Origin of the sequence: Conexibacter sp. S30A1, assembly GCF_023330665.1 — a bacterium.
Lineage (GTDB): Bacteria > Actinomycetota > Thermoleophilia > Solirubrobacterales > Solirubrobacteraceae > Palsa-465.
On the sequence record NZ_CP097127.1, the window covers coordinates 1,278,222 to 1,299,990 of the forward strand.

Consider the following 21,769-nt stretch of genomic DNA (forward strand, 5'->3'; position numbering starts at 1 on the left):
TCGTGGCCTGCGATCTGCGCTACCAAGCCGGTGCCAGCCTCGCAGGCCAAGGCGGTTCGCCATCGCCTGAACTTGGGTGGCCGCCGGCAGGTCCACCGGGTGCCTCATTGGATGCGCCCTCCAGGCTGTCAAGCAGATCCTGAGCGACGAGCTCCTCCTCGACCTGGCGCCCGGTGGCAGCCATCGTCGCGGTCAGCTCCCGGTCCCAGCTCGCCAAAACCGGCGCGCCCACGAGGCTCGCCGTGTGCCTGTGCGCCAGCACCGCCTCACGGTAGGCATCGGCGCCGAACTGCCACGGCTTCAGCGGCAGTCGGCGCTGCAGGAGGTTGGCGATCGTGATGCCGGGCCAGTCAAAGTCGCCGTGATGCACCAGCTGTACGCCCGCAGCCGCCAGCGAGCGCAGCAACACCATCGTCGCCGCGCGCGGCTGGCCATGAGTGCAGACCAACGGCACAGACGCCGGCGCGAACCGGTCGGCGGCGAATGCCACCACCGAGGGGTTCTCGACGATCAGCACGCGCTGCAGCCCTCGCCAGGTGGGCGGCGACCGCACGAGCTGGCGCAGCGTCAGCCACAGCGGCTCGCCGGCAGCGTGAGCGGCGGCCAGCGGGCCGCCGCTCTCGGTCCCATCGCCCGGGAGTCCCAGCGTGAGCACGACACTCGAGAGCTCATCGCAGAGCACGCCGACGGCCGCCCACGCCTCGCGACGCGCCTCAGATGGGGATTCCCCGAGCCCGGGTGCGGCGATGCCGGCCAGCGCCCGCGCAGCGCCGAGCGCGAGCGTGGAGAGCGGTGCACCGTCGTCGAGGGCGTGCGCCCGGCCAAGGACGCGCGCGGCAAACGCCGGCAGTGACTCCGGCCGCTGGCACGGAAGCGCCTCGAGCACCAGCGCAAGGCCCGCGAGCAGCCGCGCGCCGGTGGCTGGAGATCCTCCCGCCAGGCGTTTGATCAGTCCGCTTGAGCGCACATGCGCGAGCCATTCGGCGAGCTCGGCCCCGCCTGCGGCCCCGGTCCTTGCGGCGATCGCCGCCTCGAGCCCCGCAAACGCCTGCGCCCACGCAAGCGCCTGCGCGGACTGCGCCTGCGCGCGGACGGTCACAGGACCGCTCAGCGTGATCACCGCCCCGGCAAGTCCGCCGTCGTGCAAACCCGCGCGCCGTAGGAGTGCGTCGAGGTCACCAAGCGACACCGATAGCCCGCGGGCAGTGCGTGGCTGGCGGCCGAGCAGCCGCGCGAGCGCGTCGCGCTCGCCTGCGCTGGCGCTCGCCAGCGTCACGGTCCCGTCGAGCGGTTCGCCGCGCTCCATCCGCCGGCGGGCACGGTCGATCACCCACGCGAGCTCGGCGGTGCCGAGCAGCCGGCTCAGTCGCTCGTGGTCGACCTGTCCCACAGCGGCGTTCCCTGCGGCGGAGCGAGCATGGTCACGGTCGCCGGCCCGGGCGCCTCCGGCGCCTCGGGCGCCCGCGTACGTTCAAAGCCGTCCCACTCCCAGTGGGTGACGAGCACGGCGGCGACCCCGTCGATGCGGGAGAGCTGGGCGATGGCCAGCCCGGGCACCTCCGCGTAGCAGCCCCATTCGCGCTCGCTGGTCATGACCACGTCCAGGTCGAAGGCGGCGAGCAGTCCGAGGCACTTCGCACGAGCGCGGTCATCGACGCCGGCGAACGCCTCATCCAGCATCACCAGGCGGGGCGCGTGGGGGTTGCCGGCCGAGCTGTAGTAGGAGGACGCGGCCGCGAACAGCGGCACGCTGGCGGCGAGCACGCGCTCACCGCCCGAGGACGGGCCGCTCGCAGGCTGCCAGCCGCCGGCCTGACGGCGTTCGACGCTGAAGCGATGCCAGTGGCGGTAGTCAAAGGCGCGCGTGAGCAGCTCGATCCAGGTTGCCGCCTCGTCGGCGGCACGGGCCGCGCGGATCTGGTGCTGCAGGAAGCCGCCGACGGCGGCGCGGTCTTCCTCTGACCACGCGTCGGTGCTCTGGCGCAGCAGCCGGGTGCGCGCGTCGCGCAGACCATCCGGCGCTTCAGGGTCGGTGATCCAACGCAGACGCAGCTGCATGCCGGTGCTCGTTGGGCGGGCGGCCAGCTCGGCATTGGTGTCACGCACGCGCTGCTCGGCGGCGACGATCAGCTCCTGCAGCGCGCTTGCGACCTCGCCCACCAGGTGGTTCTCAAGGATCTCCCGCTCACGCGTGTCGAGCAGTCGGCGGCGCTCCGCGACCTCGGCGGCCAGCCCGCTCACCAGACCGGGCAGCGTCTTTGTCTGGCCCTGGAAGCTCACCTCCACGACGATGCCCTCTTCGCGCGGGAACATCGCCGCGTCGTTACCGTGACGGCGCAGCGCGTCGGCGAGGTGCCCGAGCTCGTCGCTCACCTGACGCTGCAGCCGCAGCCAGCGACCCTCCTCGTCGGGCTCGGTGGCGAGCGCCTGCTCGATGTCGCGGGCCAGTCGCAGGGCCTGGGTGACGTTCCACTCATCCGGTAGCTCTATGTCTGCGAGGGCGACCTCAACAAGCCCGGTCTCGGCGAAACGGTGCAGTCCGGCGACCGCAGCGAGCCGCTCGTCGGTGGCGTCGCTGAGCTTGCCGCGCAGCTCGCGCTGGCGCACGTCCGCCGCGCCCTCGGCGCGCTGGGCCTCGCCGACACGGCTCTCGATGCCCTCCTGGGCGGCCGTGTTGGCGCGCAGCGCATCGCCCACCTCACGCAGCTGCCGGTCGAGCTGCGCGATCGCCGCACCGGCGCTGGCCTGCAGCGTGTCGCGGCGCTCGATCGCCGCGGCGAGTTGCCGATCGGTGTCGGCCAGTTTGCCCTGTGCCTCGACCAGCCCCTGCTGCGCCTCTTGCACGTCTTCGCTCGACCGGGCAAGCGCGCCCTGCGCCCGGTCGGCCCGCGCGCAGGCCGGCCAGAGCGTCGCGGCGGCGAGCTCGAACTCGCGCAGCGAACCCGTGAGCGCCTCAAGCGCCGCCCCGCCCGCGGGCAGCCCCAGGTCGGCAGCGTCGGCCACGAGCGTCTCCCGGGTCTCCTGCACCGCCGCCAGTGCGGCCAGCTCGGCCGCACGCGCCGATTCGAGCGCCTGTTCGGCCACCGCCAGCTCGGCTTGCGCGGCCGCGAGCCTCGCATGAGCGTCGCGGACCGCCGCATCCGAAGGACGGTCAGACAGCTCGCGCCCCAGTCGCTCACGGCGGTCCGCCAGGGCCGCCGTCTCGCGCTCGAGCTCCGCCAGCCCGGCACGCGCGTGCCCCAGCGCCGCCTGCAGCTCTGCGATCCGGGCGCGGCGTGCCGCCTCCCGGGCGCCATGACCGATGAACCGCGCCGCCTGCTTGTGCCAGGCCCCGCGCAGCGCGCCGTTGCGGTAGCGGCCATCCGCGGCCACCCACACGGTCCGGTCGCTCTGGCCAAGTCCGATCGACTCGAGCAGCCGCTGCACCTCGCGCTCGCCCACCGGCGCGGTGGCGCCAATCGCGGCGCTGAGCACATCGCCGAGACGCGGACCGTCCCCGCCGATGCCCGTTGCAGCAAGCAGCGTGTCCTCTGTGTGCGGGTCGACGAGCTCGCCTTGCGGGGTCACCCAGCCGTCGAGGATGCCGCTTGCCTCCAGTGCCGCTTCGATGCCGGCCCGCTGGCCGGCATCGAGATCGTCGCGGAAGTCGACGAGCTGCCACAGTGGCGCACCCGGCCTGCCGCTGCGCACGCCCGCCGCGCGTGTCGGTGGGGCGAACGGAGCGGGCTGGACGCCCGACTCAAGCTCGGCGCATTCGCGCTCAAGCTCCGCGATCGCTGAGCGAACCTCCCGCGTGCGCGCGTCGATCTCTGCCTGCTCGCGCTCGAGCCGACCAACCGCCGCGTGGCCGGCCTCGAGGATCGCCTGGTCGAGCGGATTGGCTCCGGCGAGGATCTCAAGCCACTCGTCCAGTGCCGCCAGGGCCGTCGCCGCATCGGCCAGGGCGAACTCGGTCGAGTCGTTGAGGTGAGCGCGGATGTCCCGGGCGTAGTCGTCACTGCGTCCGCGCAGATCCTGTTGGGCTTCGTCTCGGCGCTCGGCCACGCCGGCGAGCTCACGCTCGCGCTGCTCGGTGCCGTGCCGCGCGGAGACGAGCGCCCGCTGCGCCTCTTCCCAGCGGCGCAGAAGCGTCCCCACGCGGCGAATCCCGGCGTGCTGGCGCGCACTGAGCTCGCTCACCACGCGGGGCAGATCACTCAGCGCGCGTGTGCTCATCGCCTCTGCGAACTGCGCGCCGATGGCGGCGCCCTGCGCATGCGCGTGCGCCCGCTGGCTGATCGTCTCACGGGCGGCGGTGGCCTCCGAGAGCTCGGCGCTAGCTTCGCTGACACGGGCCTGCCGCGCCGCGATCTGGTCGCTGAGACGCTGCAGCGCTGACTGCAGCTCCTGACGCTGGCGCTCAGCCGCCTCGGCGTCCTCGCGGGCTCGGCGCAGCTCGTGTGCGCTGCGCATCAGCGGATCGGCGCGAAGCACCTCCTGCCGGGCACTCAGCTTGGCCTGCTCGGTCCGCAGCGTGACGAGCTCAGCGCGCGCGGTGGCCAGCTCTTCGACGGCGCCGCGATGTTCCTGCTCAGCATCAGCCAGCTCACGGCTGAGGCGCTCAACAACCGTCTGTGTCCGGCGCAGCGGTGCCGCCCGCCGACGGGTCGCCATGCGGGCGTAGGCGCTGTAGGTCGCCAGGTAGCGCTGCGAGGCCTCATGGGCCTCCGTCATCGCCTCTAGCTCGGCAGCATCATCCTCGAGCGCGCGAAACGCCTCGGCGACGTTGTGCAGGAGCGCCTGGTCAAGCGGCGCCAGCGCGTCGGTCAGCGCCGCCGAGAGGCTGCGCTCGTCGGGCCGCTTTGAGAGCTGCGGCTGGCGGACCTTGACCAACAGGTCGATCAGGGCGCCGTAGCGCTGCTCGCCAAGGCCGAACAGCCGCTCGTCGATCGCGCGCCGATAGTCGCGTTTGCGGCGGTGCACGGTGCCGCGCTGTCCGAGCGCCTCACCGAGACGCTCGGCGCTGAGCGCGACGCCGGTGTGGTCCACCAGCGAAAGCTGAGCGCCCACGCGCAGCTCGGTGATGAAGAACCAGTGCGCGGTGATCCCGCGTCCCGAGACGGCCTTCAATCCGCAGCCGATGGTCAAGAACTCGGGGCCGTCATCACCGCGGCGGCCCAGCTCCATCCAGGTGTAGCCGAGCCGCTCGGGGTTGGGGTGCTCCCCGCCGAGCAGCAGGTTCCACTCCATCCGCTTGTTCGGGTCGGCGTCGGGCTCGACGCGGTGGGGCGAGAGCTCGCCGTCCAGCAGCAGAGGCAGCGTGAGCGCAAGCACCTTGGACTTACCGGTCCCGTTGTTGCCGCGCAGCAGCAGCCGGCCGTCGCGGAAGTGAAACTCCTGATGGTCGTAGTAGAAGAGGTCCTCGAGGCCGATGCGCAGCGGCGCCCAGCGCTCACGGGCCGGCTCTGGCAGGCTCATGCGAGTGTCCCCTGGCCCTGTGTGAGCGTCGGTGTGTCCAGGCCGAAGCGCCCGAGTGCCGGCAGCGGCCGCACGTGATCACCCTCCCGCCGCACGAGCCGCAGCGCTACCAGGCGCTCGAGCGCGTGCTCGACCAGGCCCGCCTCGGCGCCAGGCTCGCGCGTGTCGCCCCGCCAGTAGGAGCGGTGCTCCTGAGCCAGGCGCCGCACCAGCGCGCGCAGCTCGCCGATCGTGACCGCGCCGTCGTGCGCGGCCAGCTCCTCGCTGATCAAGAGTGCCACGTGCCCGTCGGTGCCGATCTCCGGCATGCGCACGTCGGTTAGCTCGTCACGACGGTCGACCATCGCGATCCCCTCAGCACGGATCTCAGGCAACAGGCCGGTGAGCTCACCGGCTCGTCCTGTCAGCAGCGCGCGCTGGGCGTTCAGATAGGCAAGCTCAGCCTCGCTGAGCTCGTTGTAGTAGAGGACGGGCTCGTCGAGCAGTGATCGCATCAGCCGCTGGCGTGTGGCCCGGTTGCGCAGCTCCGCAGAGGCCGGTTCGCTCTCGGCCACGAGCGCCTCCAGGCGCTCGGCAAAGCTCTCCGCAGTGATCGTGGAGGGGCCCCGCACGGCGCTGATCAGGACCGCCATCACACGTCGCTCGACGTCGTAGAGGACGTCGCCGGCGTCGCGCATGAACGCTTCCTCGTCACCGGCGACCCGCGCCAAGACGCCGAGCTCGAGCAGGATCCGTACGACGGCAACGAGGTCTCCCCGCTCTGCCCGGCCGTCCAACTCGAACGTGACTCCCGCTGCGGCCAGGCGCTCGTCGCTGGCTGCGACGATGATGCCCTCCGCAAGGCGCCCGAGCGTGATCTGCTGATCGGCGCGCTCGAGCACCGACAGCGCCAGGCAGACGAGCACGTACCGCCGGCGGCCGAAGGCCAGGCCGGAGCGCGGCTCACGCGCCGGGTGCGTCCCCTCGGGCGCCACGCCGGCGCGCTTGAACAGCCGTGCCACCTCCGCGTCGACGTGCAGCCGCCACCCTGTGTTCTGCTCAAACCAGTCGCGCAGCGCCGTCGCCTGCTGGCGCACGACGCGGAAGGTCTCGGGGTCATCACGGGCCAGCAGCAGGGGCCGGCGCAGGAGCGCCCGCGCCGCGCGGCGCAGATCACGCTCATCGGCCTCCTGCAGTGCGCCGCTCAGCTGCTCGCTCACGCGACGAGCCTCCGCGCGCGACTGTTGAGGTCGACGATGTGCAGGAGGTGATCGGCCCCGCGGAAAACCCCCTCGTCGGTGCGGATCTCAACCAGGCCGGCACCGGCGATCGGTGTGAGCAGGATCTCCAGCGAGCCGTCACCGCTGGCCGTGCGGGTCTGCGGCTCATCAGGCCGCCGCGCCGATAGCGCCTGCCCGAGCAGGGCCAGGAACAGCGCAAACGCATCCGCGTCCAATTCGTCGAGCTCGCTCAGACGAATGGGATGCTCGGTGAGCAACCGGGCGCGCGCGGCCGCGGTCTGCTCCGCCTCCGCGGCGGCGCGCGCCGCGAGGAACTGCCGTTCGCTGCGGCGGTCAATCACACGGCTGGGCTTGCCACGCCGCTCGTAGCTGCCCGTCCTTCGCAGGCGTGGGCTGATCATCAGCCGCGGCGCATCGCGCCACGGTGTCGACGGCCTGACCGGGCTTTGCTCGCGTGCCTGGGCGCTGTCGCCGTCGATCGTCAGGTGCCGCGCGCTGTTCAGACCAAAGCTGGCCTGCCAGAGGCTGTGCATCGCCACCTCGTTGGGCGCCTGCGCGAACCAGACGGCCAGCTCCCGGAAGTCGGCGTTGCGATCGGAGCGACCGGTGCGACGCTGGTTGAGCAGCGCGACGACTCCGAGCAGGTCTGGGATCGCCTTCAGCGCGCTCGCGCGCAGCAGCTTCGCCTGGCTGGGGTGTCCTTGAGCGGAGATGAACCACTGCCGCAGGCCGAGCCACCGCTCGCGCCAGACGGCGAGCTCGGCCTCGACGCTCTGCTCGCGCGAGGCCTCACCGCCGGGCGCGACATCCTCGGCGTCGCGCTCGGCCACCAGCCTGAGCAGCCGGTCGACGTCGGCCTCGCCGATTTCGCCGAGCAGCTCTGCGATCTCGGCACCGGTACTGGCCAGGCCCTTGATGAAGCGCTCCAGATAGTCGATCAGCCGGTCCTTGTAAGCGAGGAAGGCATCGACCTCCAGCTCGTAGAGATCGATCGTGCGCTGCAGCGAGCCCATGAACGCCTGCGCGTTCTCGGCAAGGTCGCCACAGCGGCCGACGAGGTCGCGCAGGACAAGGCCGCTGCGCCCGACATCGGGTTCGTGCTCGGCGGCGAGCGCACGCAGCGCACGCAGACCGGCCGCGATGTCCCCGAGCGCGACCGCCTGTAGCGCTCCGCGGCGACCGAGCTGCTCGTCATACACCGCCAGAGACCGCTCGGCTGCCTCACCGGCATGGGTGAGCTGATAGAGGAAGCGGGCGCGGTGGAAGTCCTCAACGCTCGTCACCCTGCTCGTGTCGGGGTCGGCTCGCAGATTGCCCCAGGCCACGAGCTGCTTGAGCGCATCGGCGATCGCCTGCAGCTCCGCACCAGGCAGCCGCTCCGCGATGTCCTCGGCACGCAGGTGCACAACGAACCGGCGTTTGGCGGCGACGAACGTCAGCATCACCTTGCGGTACAGATCGGCGTTCTGCGACGTCAGGTACGAGAACGGCTTGAAGCGGGCGGGATCCTCCATCCTGCGCACACGGTGACAGGGTGCGCGGACGGAACCGCGTCGCGGATCTGTCGACGCTCTGTCGTCAGTCGTCCGCACCCTCGTCTACGTTTCGGTGCCATGATCGATGAAACACCTTCGATCCGCATCCGCCCCGACGAGCTGCGCACCGTGCGCGAGGCGATGCGCGATCTCGGCTCCATGCTCACCGCGCTCGAAGACGGAGAGGTCGAGAAGCTCGTGCTCACGCAGCGCAATCGCATGCGTGCCGTGGTCGTCTCGCTGGAGCAGTGGAGCAGGGTCGAGCGGGCGCTTTCTGGGCAGCAAACGGTCGAGGGCGTCTGAGGCACCCAACGGCGCCCGTCGGCCTGTTTGGAGCCGCCGCACAGCGTTCCTGTAGAGCTGCGCGAACTCACCCATCGCCCGTGGACCGTCTCACGCCCGATCCGTAGTGAGCATTGCCAGGAGCTGTACTCGGCAGATGCCGAAGGTCATGATCTCAATCCCAGCCGAGCTGCTCGATCACGTCGATCGCGAGGCCGGCATGCGCGGCACAACGCGCCGCGCGTTTCTTCAAGAGCCAGCGCGCCGGGAGCTTGGTTGGCCGGATCCGGCAAAGATCGATGCAGCGCTCCTGCGCGGACGCCAGGCGCTGGCTGGTGCCGGAGCCTTCGAGTCGGCGCAGCTGATCCGTGTTGAGCGTGACGACCACGACGCGCGTGATCGACGTTGTTAGCGACGCCAGCGTCGCGCTGAAGTGGTTCCACGCCGATGGCGAGGAACGGGTTGATCCGTCTCGCGCCCTGATCGAGGCACATAAGGCGCGGCTGATCGCGCTCGCGGTACTGGATATCACGCCATGCGAGGTGGGAAACGCGTTGCTTCGGGGTCACGCCAAGGCGTCTGCCGAACGAGTTGCAGTCGTGCTGGATGCCCTGAGCGAAGTGTGCCCGGCGATCGCCTCGAGCCGCCACCAGATGCGGCTGGCAACCGAGCTCGCCGAGACGCATGGGCTGACGCTCCACGACGCCGCCTACGCGGCGCCAGCCAGCGATCGGAAAGCGACGCTGGTCACGCTGGAGGCGGCGCTGCTGACCGCAGGGCTGGGTGTGCGCCCAAGCGAGCTGGCCCGACGGCTGGCCGCCGCGGCGCAGCGTTGGTCATCGCCGGGGCTCACCGTCTACCGAGACCGGCCCGTCCGCGGTTGGGCCTGGCTGCTGGCGCTTGCCTCACGTAGCGGGCGCTTTCTGACTGGTGATCGGCGACGCTATCCGGCGGGCTCGTCGAGAACAGCGTGGGTGCCGACGCGCGGCCAAACGAGATGCGGCTCGCCGGGCCGCACTTGCGGGCCAGTGCGGAACTTCGCGCGGCGTTGATCGAGCGCCAGCTTCCGAAGTTCGCGCAGCACACGCGCCGACGCTTTGCAGTTCGGCGACAGCAGCTGGCTACTCGTCCGCCGGCTCGTCGACCGCGACCCCCAGAACCGCCTCATCCATCTCGGCGACTGAGGCGAAGAATACGTTCTCACCAGTGCGCTTGGCGTACCTGACCTTCTGGGCCGGTGTGAGCTTGCGGAACAGAGCACCGGCCGGCGTGCTCTCGAGCATCACCAAAGGCTCGTGCTCGAAGGAACCGAGACGGGCTTTACCTTTACCGCTACCGATTACAAAGTAAAGGGATGGCAAAGGTCTCCTCCAAGAACGAGGTCACACTCCCGGTCGCGGCGATGCGTCAAGCCGACGCCCGCGAAGCGATCGCAGCCATGGGGATCGTCGTAACACCCCTGACGGCCGTGATCGGCGAGCACGCGGCTCAGTTGCGAGCAACGCACGGGCGACTACGACCACCGGACGCGATCGTGCTCGCGACAGCACGCGCTCTCGGATCGAAGCTACTGACCTACGACGATGGTCTCGGTCGCATCACAGGCAACGGCACAGGTCACCCCGAGCCCCGTCTGACCGCTGATGCGCGCAACCCGCGCATCAGCGGTCAGCGGCGGCAGCGCGCGTGATATGCGTCCGTAGGCGTAAGCGGGCCCGCCGGGAAGGGCCGCATCCCGGGCTGGTACCGTTCTGGTATGAGCAAGCAGATCGCAGTTCGTCTGCCCGATGACCTCGTTGACTTCGTAGACGAGGTCGTGGGAAGCGGACAAGAAGCAAGCCGGGCCGCGGTTGTGACCCGAGCACTGGAGCGCGAGCGACGACGCATGGTCGCTACGCGCGACGCGGAGATCCTCGCCTCCGCGGGACCAGATCCCGAACTCGAAGGGCTTGCGGGGTACGCCGCCGGAGTTCGCGTCAGAGACTGATGCGACCGATCCACGCCGCAACGCTCGACAAATCGCGGCCAGTGCTCGTGCTCACCCGTGAGCTCGTCCGACCGCACCTCAACTCGGTGACGGTCGCACCAATCACAAGCACGATCCGAGGGCTATCGACCGAAGTCAAGCTCGGCACCCGCAACGGGCTTGACCACGACTGCGTCGTCGCGTGCGACCACATCACAACGATCCCAGCGCACACGCTCGGCGAGCAGATCGGACTGCTACTCGAGGACCAGGAGCCCGCCTTGACCGAAGCGATTCACGCCGCCTTCGATCTCGAGTAGCAGCACAACAGACACCCGCCTTGCGCGCGCAGCGGGCCTGATTCCGTCGTCGCCGCGAGTCTCGCTGGACGGCGCCCGTTTGTCGGTCCACCCTCTCCGGCTCAGGTTTCGCACTCTTGTGGGTTGAGCGGCCGCGTGTTGGCGGCGGCGGGCTGGCTGCGAGTTTGATGGCCTGAGCTGTCCGGCGCGGGAGAGGCAGGACCATCTTCGCCGAACGAGCTGCTTGTCCTGTTTGAGGCGTGTTTCACCCGCCCGACGTTCAACTGTGACTTTCGCGTTACGAGCGGACCAAACGTCGTGTCACCTCGACCGCGCTCAAGCCGCCGAGTACGAGCGCCGGCGCGATCATCACCATCCGGTGTGTCCGTCAACACACCATGAACAGCATCAGCTAGGCCAGCAGGTGCGCACTCGCCACCGCACTTCCAGCGTCGTCAGACTTGCGGGCGCTCCGCAGGGGCGGCAGCCTGCCTGGCGAGAGCTTCAAGCATCGCCGCGATGCGCTGCTGGTCCGGCTCGGGGATCGGCAGCATCGGGATACCGGCCCGCAACCCTTCGAGCGTCACCAGGCCGTGCCGCATCGCCTCGCGGGCGTAGTCCCAGTCGCGGTCGCGTCCGGCCACGCACTTGGAGAGCACTATGTCGTGCATTTCCAAGAACAGTGCGGTGGACTCTGTGCTGGAGCCGAGGCGCGGAGCGATGGGCACTTCGATCAGGCGGTTCTCCCACCCGGCCGGCGCCTTGGCCGTCTCCGGCCCAACGCCGTGCGCGTAGTACCCGAACGTTTCATGGAAGCGCGAGCCGTCCCCAAGACTCCCGTCGATCAGGTCCGCTTTCTCCGGCGCGCGGTAAGGGTAAATGTCGGCCTCCATCGACACGAGCAGGTCGGCCGGAGGATCATCAACCGGGTTCCCGAGGATCGCCTGGCTGCCAATGATGACGAACTCTTGCTCCCCGGTGACGTTCGCCGCCGCCCCAATAATGTGCTCAATGTCCGCGCGTCGCACCGGACTAGACCTCCGCGATGATCTTGGCGCGCTCACGGTCGCTGAGCATCCCGGCAAACGGGCTGTTCTGCCGCAGGTCGCGCATCTGCTGTGTGTCTGCGCTGAGGGCACGCCGGATCGCGGGCATTGGTTGGGCCAGCAACTGCGCCCACTCGTCAGCGTACCGGGCGTCTATCCGCCCGCCCTCACGCCACGAGAGCAGACGCTGTTGCGCGTCATTCACGTCCTTGCGACGCAGACGCTTAGCGACCACCCGGTGATACGCCAGCGCCCGCCGCTCCGCGCCGCTATGGCCGCCGTCGCTGTGGGTGTCGCTGAGGAGCGTGGCGGGCTTGAGCCGACCCGCCCGTTGGCGGGCCTCGCGCATCGCAGGCTCAATCACATGACGCCGTCCCGCCTCACGCGCCTCACTGATCGTCTCGTACAAATCAAGCACCGTGCCGAGGGGAATCTCCTGCCGACCGGAACGGGCGTACACAGTCGCAAGATCACCGCTGCATACCCACCGCCGGATCGCGGTATGACTGACACCGAGCAGTTCACCCGCAAGCCTGATCGACACCGTTTGCCCTAGCTCGCGCTCAAGCGACGCACGCACGGCCGCAAGCCCCGCGTCAAGCGGAACGTGCTGCGCCGTCTGACGCAGTGCCAAAAGCTGCTCAAAAAGCTCACGTTTACGGGGGAGTGTGCTGCCACGCATGGCCAAAAGAGCATAGCGTAAAGTTTCCAGCAACCACCCTTAAGTGGAAACTTTCAAACGGGCCAGCGGTCCCGCATTCGCTGCTTTGATGACTTCCGTGCGCGGATGGACGCCACGCCCAGACGTCCGCCGCGACCAGCTGGACGGGATGCCCCATGATCGGCGGATTTACCAGTCTTGGTAAGATCCACCAATGAGCGAGTCCTTGATCAGCCCAGTAGGACGAACGGTCACAGAACACAGCGCCGAACTAGCAGCGCGCAGCGAGGAGTTCCGCGCCGCCGGTGAGGAGTACGCCCGCATCCGTGAACTGCGGAAGATGAGCCCCGTTGCTGCACATCTGCGTGAGCGCCGGTATGAGCTCGGAATGACTCAGCAGGAGGTCGCCACGGCCGCCGGCACGTCGCACTCCGCAATCTCCCGGCTTGAAAGCGGTAGGCACACGCCCAGCCTCGCCACCCTGCAGAAGATCGCCGCCGTCCTGGGTGAAGAACTGATCCTCTGCTTCCAGAGCACCGTTGACGGCGAAGTCGAGCGCGAGTTCGCCGCCGTCGCCTGAAAGCGATTCCTATCCGGTCCGGGTGGGCCGTTCAGTCTGGGCATCAAAGACTGCCAGTTGGCGCGCGGTCGCGGATGAGCGCGCGCCAACTGGCAGTACCGCGACCACCACCGCCAAAATCAAGCTGGCCTCCCGACGCGTACACCACGCTGTGAGGATCTGCCCTCCGGTCCGGACGAGAACCACCAATGCCGCCGAGAGTCTCGTCAGCCTCGGGCGGAGCCGATCTATTGGATGTGCGGCGCGTGCTTCAGAAGCGACGCGTTCATCTCAAAGTCCTCGTCGTGTAGCACCGACGTCGCCGGGGCGGTGATCTCGAGCGCGCGGAGTGGTTGCTTGCGCTCGGGCCGGACCACGTACAGCCAGCTCTCAAACCTATGGCCGAGGTCCCGGGCCAAGTTCTTGAGCTTGCCTTCCCGTGCCTCAACCGCCCATGTCAAGCCGTCGGCCGGCCCGCCCGGGTGGCGCCCGAGGATCTCCAAACGGGACAGCTCAAGCCCGCGGCCCAGCAGGAACGCCCCGCCGGCCCGCGCCGCCCGGGCCCGCGGGCTCGATTCAGCCCAGGCATCGACCAGGAACTTGTGGAACTCGGGATCCTCGACGTCGCTCAGAGCCACGTCCCGGAGGTCCAGCACCGACACGCCAATGTGGCCGTGGGTCAGCAACTCCCCAAGCAGGATCAGCGACGGTCGACTCAGAGCGTCGATGACCGGCTCAAGCACAGGGTGGACCGGATCACGCTCAGCCCGAGCGGTGGCCGGATCGGCGTTGATGGCGTTGACGCGCGCCAGCGCCGCCTCCAGGTCGTCGCCGTCCTGGTAGATCAGGACCGGCTCCGTGATGTGAGCGATCTCCTCGTACAACACCTGCAGCACCCGCCGCGGCTTCAATGCCTTGCGCAGCGGCGAGTTCCAGTCACGGCCGGCGACGAGCAGGTCCAGCATCTGCCGCGCCGTCTCGGGATCGCGAGAGCGGTCGTACTCGATATCGAGATCGACATCCCCGACCTCAAGCGCCCCACGGGACCACGAGCCGAACGCGCAGAAGGCAGTCACGCACTTCGCGGCGCCCTCGCCGTCGCAGATCCTCTCGAGCAACTCCACACCGTGGGCCGTCGCCCGCTCCCGCGGAATCCGCCCAGTCCGTGCCCGTGCGTTTGACATCCGTCTGACAAACCCCCGAAACAGAAAGGACACCGGTCACCCGAGGCCCTCATAACCCGTAGGCGTTCAGTTCCCGGGTTCTCCGGGGTCGGAATCACAAAAGAGCTGGGAGCGCACCGCCGGCATGGTGGGCGGTGAACAGGTCTTTGAGATAGCTCAACAACGACCGGTGTTGAAGGCGGCAGGTCACCGACGCTGACAAGGATCGTTCGGTGAACCGCTCGCCGTCATCGGACTGGTTGCCGTGTGAGAGCTTGCGGTGGATAACCGGTCCGCGGAGGGACCGTTCGGCCGCATTGTTTGTCGGCGTGACGCCCGGCACGGTCACGAACGTCCACAACGCGGGCCAGAGCTTGATCAAGTTCTTCGCGAACCGACGATGAAGCCGATGGTGTTTGCCGCCATCAGCGGCGTGCTCAAGAAGCTCACGTAGCCTGGTCTGGACCGGCGTCATGTCACTGATCAGTCGGTCACGATCTTGATGATCGACATAACCATGCCATGCACGGAACAGTGCTTCGGTCAACGCCAGACCCGCTTCCCCGAACTCTTTCTGGACCGATAGCCCTTCTGAGTGGAACCTGAAATCACGCTGCAGGTGTGACCAGCACACCTGGCGTTGTTCTGGGCTCAGCAGGTCATATGCCCACCAACGGTCCGATGTCACGACACCTGCGAACTCGGGTCCGAGCAGCGCCTCAAGCCGGTCCCGGTGTCGGTCCTCAACAATCCGGAATACCGCACCGTTGGGAGTGCTGGCGGTCCACATCGTGCGGTTCTCGCCTTTCAGATACCAGCCCGTTTCGTCAACGTTGACCGCCTCAGAAGCCAGCACCTGTTTGATCAAACGCTCATGCGGCGCGTCAAGCAGCGTCGAGGCGCGCTGGCAGATCTGATCGATCGCGCCAACCGAGATATCGACCCCGAAGAACTCTGAGAGGAGCTCTGACATGTCCCGCCGCGATATCCGGTTACGGACCGTCAACGCGACGACCACGGCCTGCAATGCCGGCCCGAACACGGACTCGCCAACAATCCCAAGCTTCGCTCGAGTGCGTGTCCGACACTCCGAGCATCGCAGTCGGTGAGTGCGATGCTCAACATGAAATACCGCTGTGGCCGGCAGTTCTGTGACCTGGTGGCGTCCGGGGCCGTGACGGGGGACCTTCTCCGCGTCACTGAACTCACGCTCACACCCAGAGCACCGGTCCGGGTAATGGTCAATGATCTCGGACATCTCCTCCACATCCAACAGCTTGCGCCCAGACCCCCGATGGCCTGGCTGGCCGCCGGCCTCGCGTTTCTGACCGGCCCGTTTCTGAAGCTCTTTCGCTTTCTCCCGCGCCTCAGCGCGACGCTGCTGCCGGGTCTTGGGCGTGTCCGCCGACGGCGGCTGGGACCCGGTCCGAGAACTCGGACCGGTCTTCTGCTCCAACGCTACGAGTCGCTGCTCCAGCCGGACTTGGCGGTCAGCGATCCGCATCAGAAACTCGACGCACGCCTCCCGGCCCCGGTCATAGATCGCTTCGGCCTCGGCCTGGTCCATGACAACAAGTTCGCCACCCGCCTCCCCAACCCTCGCTATGAAAACCTACGCAGGCAAACCCAGGGACTGAACGCCTACCATAACCCCCGTATTTCCAGGGACTTCTGTAGTAGCGGGGGCAGGCTTCGAACCTGCGAGCTTCGGGTTATGAGCTCAACTGATCCAGACCCGTTGTTGGGAGTCCCAAGTTCCGCGCGCCGTTCCGTCCAGAAGCGGATCGAGGAACAGCCGCACGACATGCAGTGCCTCATCAAGCTCACGCGCGATGGGGAGCAGCGAGCGGCGAGCCTCGGCGGCGTAGCCGGTTTCCCAGAGGGTCCAGTCTGGAACGTCGAACCGTCCTGGCAGATTCACATTCCTGCGCGACGCCTCCGACTCAAGCGCCTTGATCTGCGGCTCGGCAGCTATGGCGGCGGCCAGGGAGATCGCGACCAGATCAACCAGATCCCGGAAGCGTGTGGAAGGATTGTGCTTGTCCTGGCCGTAGCCGTCAAAGGTCGCGACGACCTTGTCCGCGACGTGATCACAGAGGGGATAGACCCTGTACCCGCGTTGAGAGAAATCGGGAATCACAACCCGCGCGAGCGGAGGCATGTTCTCCGGTTGCCCCGTCATCGGTAGGTCGCTGCCGACAAGGTCCACGTGGAAGCTTGCCCAGACCTTGTCACCGACATAGGCATCGATCGGCAGCCGGACGCCGGCACCGCCATCCGAGCTGGCCTGGGTCGCGCCGACATCGAAGCGGAACCAATCTCCAAGATCCAACCTCGCGGCCTCTCGAAGCTCGGCCTCGATCAGTTCACGCTCCCCTTGGCGGTAGACGTCTATGTCCTTCGAGGCTCGCACGCCGATCTCACGAGCAAGCAGAGCTATCGCCCCCTTGACCACCCATCCGTTGTCAACCAAGTAGAGCCGCTCGAGGAGCCGGTCGTAGGCCATCTGTCGTTGGAGCTGTGGGAGCGCCCATCGACTCTCACTTGCCAGCTCCCGGAGTTTGTCCGTGAGAGCCCGGCGGAAATCGCCCGGAGTGTTGTAGGCCCCACGTCCGCTCACGGCGCAGCACCTTCGCGAGATCGAGGTCTCGGCGCGCGCTCAATGTCGGCGGCGCGTTCATGGTGAGCTCGCGCCTGATTCACCCAGAAGTCCGTGTCGCCGTCGCCGACCAGATCGAGGAGCCACCGAAGCAGTCCGAGACCGTCGTGACGTCGGAGTCTGAATCGATGTGCATGACTGGCGAGCGCATCGGCGAAGGTCCCGGGATAGTCATACACCGAGCGAAGTGAGTCCGCGATGACGTGAGCCACCGACTCCGGATCCTCGTGCGCGTAGAGCAGATCCGAGGCGATCCGCGAGGGGCGCGTTACGGGCAGTCCTCTGAGGCGGATCCACTCGTCGTCAGCGAGCCGCCGAGTGTGGAGTCTGATGTCCCGATGTCGCGACTGCCGCCGGCCGCTAACCGTGAAGTCATGGACGTCAGCGGCAAGGTGGCCGAGCCCGTACATCTCCGCGGCCGATCGATGGGAGACGACCCCGTCACCGGGTTCGCGTTCCCAAGCTGGTATCCCCGGTGCGAGCTGCAGCCATGCGGCGCGCAGCCCCAGGTGGTCAGGCTCGGGAGCACCAGCGAGCTGGTAGACGCCGTACCCAACGCGACGGAGCTCGCGTGCGGAGCCAATGAGCCTCTCCCAGGTGGTCTCTGGGATGCCAAGCTCGCGCGCTTGCCGGCGCGTGATGAGTCCCCATTGCTCTTCGGCCACGGAGGCAACACGTGCTCGAGGAGTTTCACTCATAACTACCACATTACACCCCATATCTGGGGGAATTTGAAGTGGCTGGCGCGTCCATGACTACTTTACCCCCCACATTCGTGGGTCTTCGCGCTACAGCAAGTCGTTAGACCCTTACCCCCTCAGCGATGACGGCGCCGCAGACGACGTCGCAAAACATGCTGCGGACTCGTGATGGGCAACGTGAGCGCGCCGACGCGACTTCCGCGAGACGGTCGGTGGCTGCCAAGTGCAGTGCCCGACGTGCTGATCAAGCTCGACGGCAATGATCAGATTGCTGATTGCCGCCTGGAGCGCCCTCTCGAGCCGCGCGACATCAACACGCTGGCCGAGGCCGCGAGCTCCCTCCCGTGGAGCGGCCAGACTCTCGTGAACTGGAAGAAGAAGAACCCGACCTTCCCGCTCAAGAAGATGGGCGGTCAATGGGTCGTGATCCCGCCGTTTCTCGACGCATTTCTGCTTCATGGACATGCTGCAGAACGTTCGGGGAAACAAACCGAAGGTCGCCAAACGGCCCCAAAAGTGTTAACCACGGCGTGTTTGTCCACCAGACCGGTCGAGATCAAAAGAAAAACGGGTCCTCCATCTCAGTGCAGTAGTCTGGGCCGATCTCTCGCGATTCGCCACGGGTTGGCGTGGACTATCCCGGCTCTGATGCCGCGCTGCGCGCGTGGTTCCCGACTGACGCAGCCTGTCTGGACTATCTCGACTGGCTGCGCTGGCCTGAGGGGTTTCGCTGTCCGATCTGTCGCGGTGAGCAGGCGTGGAAGCTCGATGATGGCCGCTGGTCCTGTGGGCGCTGTGGTCGTCGTGTGTCCGCTACGGCGAACACGATCTTTCACGGAACGCGTACGCCGCTGACGGTGTGGTTCGCGGCGGGCTGGATGATGGTCAGCCAGAAGCATGGGATCTCCGCACTCGGACTCAAGCGGACCCTCGCGATCGGGTCCGAGCAAACGGCGTGGGCGATGCTTTACCGCTACCGGACAGCGATGGTGCGCCCGGGACGCGAGCGGCTGGGAGGTGTCGTGGAGGTCGACGAAACGGTGTTCGGCGCCCCAGCGCCGGGTCGTCGTGGCCGCGGCGCAGCAGGCAAGACGATCGTGGAGATCGCTGTGGAGCAAGGCGATCGCGGCATCGGGCGCTGTCGCATGCACGTGATCGAGAAGATCGACACCGCCGCGATCAGAGAGTTCCTGCTGGCCCATGTCGAACCTGGAGCGATCGTCCTGACTGACGGGCTCAAAAGTTACGGGCCAGCCTGCGGCGGCGACGATGAGCATCGCCCTGAGCCGGTCGGGCCCTCAGGCATGCAAGCCCACGAGCTGCTGCCAGCCGTACATCGTGTCGCAGCGCTGGCCAAACGCTGGCTGCTTGGTACACATCAGGGCGCCGTCAAGCCAGAGCACCTACAGGCCTACCTCGACGAGTTCACATTCCGCTTCAACCGTCGTCACTCACGCTCGCGCGGGATGCTGTTCTATCGGCTCCTCGAACACGCCGTGCAGAGCGAACGCCGCACCTACCGCTCCCTCACCGCCGACAGCACCGCGGGCACACGACGGTCGCCAACCCCGCCACCCGCTGACAAGCGCGTCAGGCCACCGAGCCTCGCCGGCGTCCCGCTCGACCGCCCATGGCGACCCGAACGCTAAACGTCCTGCAAATCGCGAGGTTACTGCACTGAGATGGAGGACCTGTAAAGAAAAAGGCCCTGCAGATGAGGGCCTTTACTTAGTAGCGGGGGCAGGATTCGAACCTGCGACCTTCGGGTTATGAGCCCGACGAGCTACCAGACTGCTCCACCCCGCGGCTGAACACATATTCATAGCAGATTGTGGCCCGAATCCCAGCAGGCGGGTCGGGCATCACGACGAGAAAAGACCGCCAGCCGGCAGTCAAGGTAAGGTCGACGGTACGCGCTCATACCACGCGGCCTGGCCCAGGACGCTCTCGAGGCGAACCACATAACGGCCGCATGGAGTGTATGTTGCGGGACGCATTGTCCAACCTAGAGGAGGCATTGTGAAGGCTCTCGTCAAGGAGCGAGCTGAGCCGGGGTTGTGGTTGCGCGAGGTGGAGGTTCCCCCCGTCGGCCCTGACGATGTCCTGATCCGCGTTCTGCGCACGGGGATCTGCGGCACCGATCTTCACATCTATGCGTGGGACGAGTGGGCTGCGCGCACGGTGCCGACGCCGCTTGTGATTGGTCATGAATTCGTTGGTGAGATCGTGGAGGTCGGCTCAGCCGTGCGCAGTCATGTCGTCGGGGAGATCGTCAGCGGGGAGGGTCATATCGTCTGTGGCCGCTGCCGGAACTGCATGGCGGGCCGCCGGCATCTGTGTGCGCACACGCGTGGGCTCGGCGTGGAGCGACCTGGCGCTTTTGCCGAGTTCGTGTCGCTGCCGGTGGCGAATGTCTGGCATCACGCGGACGGAATCGATCGCGACGTAGCGGCGATCTTCGATCCCTTCGGGAACGCGGTTCACACTGCGACGGCGTTTCCCGTGCTCGGCGAAGACGTGCTGATCACGGGGGCCGGCCCAATCGGGATCATGGCCGCGGCGGTTGCCCGTCATGCGGGCGCCCGGCATGTGGTCGTGACCGACGTGAATCCGCGCCGTTTGGAGCTTGCCAGGAAGGTTGGCGTGACCCGGGCTGTCAGCGTGCTGGAGGAGAGACTTGCGGACGTTCAGCGCGAGCTTGGGATGGAGGAGGGCTTCGACATCGGGCTCGAGATGTCGGGCAGCGCCGATGCGATCCGAGACATGCTCGCCCAGGTGTGCCACGGTGCGCGGATCGCGCTGCTTGGGATCCCGCCCGGTGAGGTGGCGATCGACTGGAACGAGGTCGTGTTCAAGGGCCTGACGCTTCGCGGGATCTACGGCCGGGAGATGTACGAGACCTGGTATCTGATGACGGTTATGCTCCAGTCCGGCCTCGACATCAGCCCGGTGATCACGGACCGCTTCAGCGCGACGGAGTTCGAGGAGGCGTTCGCGACCGCGGCGAACGGAGCCTCGGGCAAGGTGATCCTCGACTGGGAGGCAATCTGATGTCTGTACTCGACGAGCTTCAGACCGAGATCTCCGAGATCCAAAAGGCGGGCCTGTACAAGCGAGAGCGGTTGATCGCGACACCGCAGAACGCGCGGATCGGCCTGCGAGGCACACGGCCGGTGCTCAACCTGTGCGCGAACAATTACCTCGGGCTCGCCGACCACCCGGAGGTGCTCGCGGCAGCGCACGAGGCACTGGACCGTTGGGGCTTCGGACTAGCGTCGGTGCGGTTCATCTGTGGCACCCAAGAGATCCACAAGCAGCTGGAGGAGCGGCTGTCTGAATTCCTCGGGACAGAGGACACGATCCTGTATGGCTCCTGCTTTGACGCGAACGGCGGGCTGTTCGAGGTGCTGCTCGACGAGCGGGACGCGGTGATCTCGGACGCGCTCAATCACGCCTCGGTCATCGACGGCATCCGGCTGTGCAAAGCGCGCAGGCTGCGTTACGCAAACCGCGACCTCGAGGAGCTCGAGGCCCGGCTGAAGGAGGCGGCGGGCGCACGGCGGATCCTGATCGCGACCGACGGCGTGTTCTCCATGGATGGCTACCTTGCGCCGCTCGACGGGATTTGCGACCTGGCTGAGAAGTACGGCGCGCTGGTGATGGTCGATGACTCGCACGCCGTCGGGTTCATCGGGCCGACGGGTCGCGGCACCCCCGAACACTGCGGCGTGACCGACCGCGTCGACGTGATCACCGGCACGCTGGGTAAGGCGCTCGGCGGTGCGACGGGCGGCTATGCGAGCGGGCGCAGCGAGATCATCGAGCTGCTGCGACAGCGGTCACGCCCGTACCTGTTCTCCAACAGCGTCGCGCCGCCCGTGGTCGCTGCCTCATTGAAGGTGCTCGATCTGCTGGAGGAAAGCGGCGACCTCCGCGTCCGACTACGCGATAACGCGACAAGGTTTCGCGGCGCGATGACGGAGGCCGGATTCGATGTGCTTCCGGGCGAGCACCCGATCGTCCCGATCATGTACGGCGAGGCGAACGCCGCGGCGGCGGCCGCCGAACGGCTGCTGGAGCTCGGTCTATACGTGATCGCGTTCTCCTACCCTGTTGTGCCGCGCGGCAAAGCGCGGATCCGCACGCAGCTGTCGGCGGCCCACACCACCGAGGACGTCGACTTCGCGGTCGAGTGCTTCAACGCGTCGCGCGGCTGATAGC

The 21,769-nt window shown here is 67.6% G+C and carries 21 protein-coding genes and 1 tRNA gene; 9 read left to right on the plus strand and 13 right to left on the minus strand.

Features of this window, described 5'->3' with window-relative positions:
* Nucleotides 1-19 precede the first annotated feature (19 nt).
* Genes M3M54_RS06355 through M3M54_RS06370 form a run of 4 tightly spaced genes read right to left on the minus strand, consistent with a single transcriptional unit; the run spans nucleotide 20 to nucleotide 8,191 of the window.
* On the minus strand, nucleotides 20-1,390 hold the full coding sequence (locus M3M54_RS06355) for a TIGR02679 family protein (RefSeq protein ID WP_371878625.1): 1,371 nt from the start codon (nucleotides 1,388-1,390) through the stop codon (nucleotides 20-22).
* On the minus strand, nucleotides 1,363-5,457 hold the full coding sequence (locus tag M3M54_RS06360) for a TIGR02680 family protein (RefSeq protein ID WP_249021343.1): 4,095 nt from the start codon (nucleotides 5,455-5,457) through the stop codon (nucleotides 1,363-1,365). The genes M3M54_RS06355 and M3M54_RS06360 overlap by 28 nt, the downstream gene beginning before the upstream one ends.
* Nucleotides 5,454-6,656 (minus strand): TIGR02678 family protein, encoded by a 1,203-nt coding sequence (locus tag M3M54_RS06365; RefSeq protein ID WP_249021344.1) that lies wholly within the window; start codon nucleotides 6,654-6,656, stop codon nucleotides 5,454-5,456. The genes M3M54_RS06360 and M3M54_RS06365 overlap by 4 nt, the downstream gene beginning before the upstream one ends.
* Nucleotides 6,653-8,191, minus strand: a complete 1,539-nt coding sequence (locus M3M54_RS06370) for a TIGR02677 family protein (RefSeq protein WP_249021345.1) — start codon at nucleotides 8,189-8,191, stop codon at nucleotides 6,653-6,655. Before M3M54_RS06370 ends, M3M54_RS06365 begins: the two co-directional genes overlap by 4 nt.
* Nucleotides 8,192-8,290: 99 nt before the next feature.
* Between M3M54_RS06370 and M3M54_RS06375 the strand changes: the two genes are divergently transcribed.
* Nucleotides 8,291-8,515 carry a type II toxin-antitoxin system Phd/YefM family antitoxin gene (locus tag M3M54_RS06375; protein ID WP_249021346.1) on the plus strand — a complete coding sequence of 75 codons (225 nt, stop codon included), beginning with the start codon at nucleotides 8,291-8,293 and terminating at the stop codon, nucleotides 8,513-8,515.
* Nucleotides 8,516-8,669: 154 nt separating this feature from the next.
* Here the strand turns inward: M3M54_RS06375 and M3M54_RS06380 are convergent, their stop codons facing one another.
* Nucleotides 8,670-8,882, minus strand: a complete 213-nt coding sequence (locus M3M54_RS06380; protein WP_249021347.1) for a hypothetical protein — start codon at nucleotides 8,880-8,882, stop codon at nucleotides 8,670-8,672.
* On the opposite strand from M3M54_RS06380, the gene M3M54_RS06385 reads away from it, so the two are divergent.
* Nucleotides 8,872-9,546: a type II toxin-antitoxin system VapC family toxin gene (locus M3M54_RS06385; RefSeq protein WP_249021348.1), complete on the plus strand. Its 675-nt coding sequence runs from the start codon at nucleotides 8,872-8,874 to the stop codon at nucleotides 9,544-9,546. The genes M3M54_RS06380 and M3M54_RS06385 overlap by 11 nt on opposite strands.
* A 69-nt stretch (nucleotides 9,547-9,615) precedes the next feature.
* Here the strand turns inward: M3M54_RS06385 and M3M54_RS06390 are convergent, their stop codons facing one another.
* Nucleotides 9,616-9,777, minus strand: coding sequence for a hypothetical protein (locus tag M3M54_RS06390; RefSeq protein ID WP_249021349.1), 162 nt, complete (start codon nucleotides 9,775-9,777; stop codon nucleotides 9,616-9,618).
* 71 nt (nucleotides 9,778-9,848) lie between these two features.
* Between M3M54_RS06390 and M3M54_RS06395 the strand changes: the two genes are divergently transcribed.
* The 3 genes from M3M54_RS06395 to M3M54_RS06405 all read left to right on the plus strand — a co-directional run bounded on the left by M3M54_RS06395 (nucleotide 9,849) and on the right by M3M54_RS06405 (nucleotide 10,780).
* Entirely contained in the window at nucleotides 9,849-10,184 is a 336-nt protein-coding gene (locus M3M54_RS06395) for a PIN domain-containing protein (protein ID WP_249021350.1), read from the plus strand.
* Nucleotides 10,185-10,250: 66 nt separating this feature from the next.
* The gene (locus tag M3M54_RS06400; RefSeq protein WP_249021351.1) at nucleotides 10,251-10,481 is read left to right on the plus strand and encodes a ribbon-helix-helix domain-containing protein; all 231 of its coding nucleotides are present in this window, start codon (nucleotides 10,251-10,253) and stop codon (nucleotides 10,479-10,481) included.
* Nucleotides 10,481-10,780, plus strand: coding sequence for a type II toxin-antitoxin system PemK/MazF family toxin (locus M3M54_RS06405; RefSeq protein WP_249021352.1), 300 nt, complete (start codon nucleotides 10,481-10,483; stop codon nucleotides 10,778-10,780). The genes M3M54_RS06400 and M3M54_RS06405 overlap by 1 nt, the downstream gene beginning before the upstream one ends.
* A gap of 434 nt (nucleotides 10,781-11,214) precedes the next feature.
* Here the strand turns inward: M3M54_RS06405 and M3M54_RS06410 are convergent, their stop codons facing one another.
* Together M3M54_RS06410 and M3M54_RS06415 are read right to left on the minus strand one after the other, a co-directional pair.
* A complete protein-coding gene (locus M3M54_RS06410) occupies nucleotides 11,215-11,787 on the minus strand; it encodes a DUF6036 family nucleotidyltransferase (RefSeq protein WP_249021353.1) in 573 nt (190 codons plus the stop codon).
* 4 nt (nucleotides 11,788-11,791) lie between these two features.
* Nucleotides 11,792-12,487 (minus strand): hypothetical protein, encoded by a 696-nt coding sequence (locus M3M54_RS06415; protein WP_249021354.1) that lies wholly within the window; start codon nucleotides 12,485-12,487, stop codon nucleotides 11,792-11,794.
* Between the two features lie 193 nt (nucleotides 12,488-12,680).
* On the opposite strand from M3M54_RS06415, the gene M3M54_RS06420 reads away from it, so the two are divergent.
* Entirely contained in the window at nucleotides 12,681-13,046 is a 366-nt protein-coding gene (locus M3M54_RS06420; RefSeq protein WP_249021355.1) for a helix-turn-helix transcriptional regulator, read from the plus strand.
* A 227-nt stretch (nucleotides 13,047-13,273) separates the two neighbouring features.
* On the opposite strand, the gene M3M54_RS06425 is transcribed toward M3M54_RS06420, so the two are convergent.
* The 4 genes from M3M54_RS06425 to M3M54_RS06440 form a co-directional block, all read right to left on the minus strand.
* Nucleotides 13,274-14,143, minus strand: coding sequence for a hypothetical protein (locus tag M3M54_RS06425; protein ID WP_249021356.1), 870 nt, complete (start codon nucleotides 14,141-14,143; stop codon nucleotides 13,274-13,276).
* 160 nt (nucleotides 14,144-14,303) lie between these two features.
* On the minus strand, nucleotides 14,304-15,755 hold the full coding sequence (locus M3M54_RS06430; RefSeq protein ID WP_256465820.1) for an IS66 family transposase: 1,452 nt from the start codon (nucleotides 15,753-15,755) through the stop codon (nucleotides 14,304-14,306).
* 153 nt (nucleotides 15,756-15,908) lie between these two features.
* Nucleotides 15,909-16,694: a nucleotidyl transferase AbiEii/AbiGii toxin family protein gene (locus tag M3M54_RS06435; protein WP_249021357.1), complete on the minus strand. Its 786-nt coding sequence runs from the start codon at nucleotides 16,692-16,694 to the stop codon at nucleotides 15,909-15,911.
* A gap of 110 nt (nucleotides 16,695-16,804) precedes the next feature.
* The gene (locus M3M54_RS06440) at nucleotides 16,805-17,545 is read right to left on the minus strand and encodes a type IV toxin-antitoxin system AbiEi family antitoxin domain-containing protein (RefSeq protein ID WP_249021358.1); all 741 of its coding nucleotides are present in this window, start codon (nucleotides 17,543-17,545) and stop codon (nucleotides 16,805-16,807) included.
* A gap of 605 nt (nucleotides 17,546-18,150) precedes the next feature.
* On the opposite strand from M3M54_RS06440, the gene M3M54_RS06445 reads away from it, so the two are divergent.
* Complete coding sequence (locus tag M3M54_RS06445; RefSeq protein ID WP_371878649.1) at nucleotides 18,151-19,197, plus strand: IS1595 family transposase; 1,047 nt, start codon at nucleotides 18,151-18,153, stop codon at nucleotides 19,195-19,197.
* A gap of 83 nt (nucleotides 19,198-19,280) precedes the next feature.
* Here M3M54_RS06445 and M3M54_RS06450 read toward each other — a convergent pair.
* Nucleotides 19,281-19,354: transfer RNA gene (locus M3M54_RS06450), tRNA-Met, on the minus strand.
* A 213-nt stretch (nucleotides 19,355-19,567) separates the two neighbouring features.
* On the opposite strand from M3M54_RS06450, the gene tdh reads away from it, so the two are divergent.
* The gene (gene tdh / locus M3M54_RS06455) at nucleotides 19,568-20,599 is read left to right on the plus strand and encodes an L-threonine 3-dehydrogenase (RefSeq protein ID WP_249021360.1); all 1,032 of its coding nucleotides are present in this window, start codon (nucleotides 19,568-19,570) and stop codon (nucleotides 20,597-20,599) included.
* Nucleotides 20,599-21,765, plus strand: a complete 1,167-nt coding sequence (locus M3M54_RS06460) for a glycine C-acetyltransferase (RefSeq protein ID WP_249021361.1) — start codon at nucleotides 20,599-20,601, stop codon at nucleotides 21,763-21,765. Before tdh ends, M3M54_RS06460 begins: the two co-directional genes overlap by 1 nt.
* Nucleotides 21,766-21,769 lie beyond the last annotated feature (4 nt).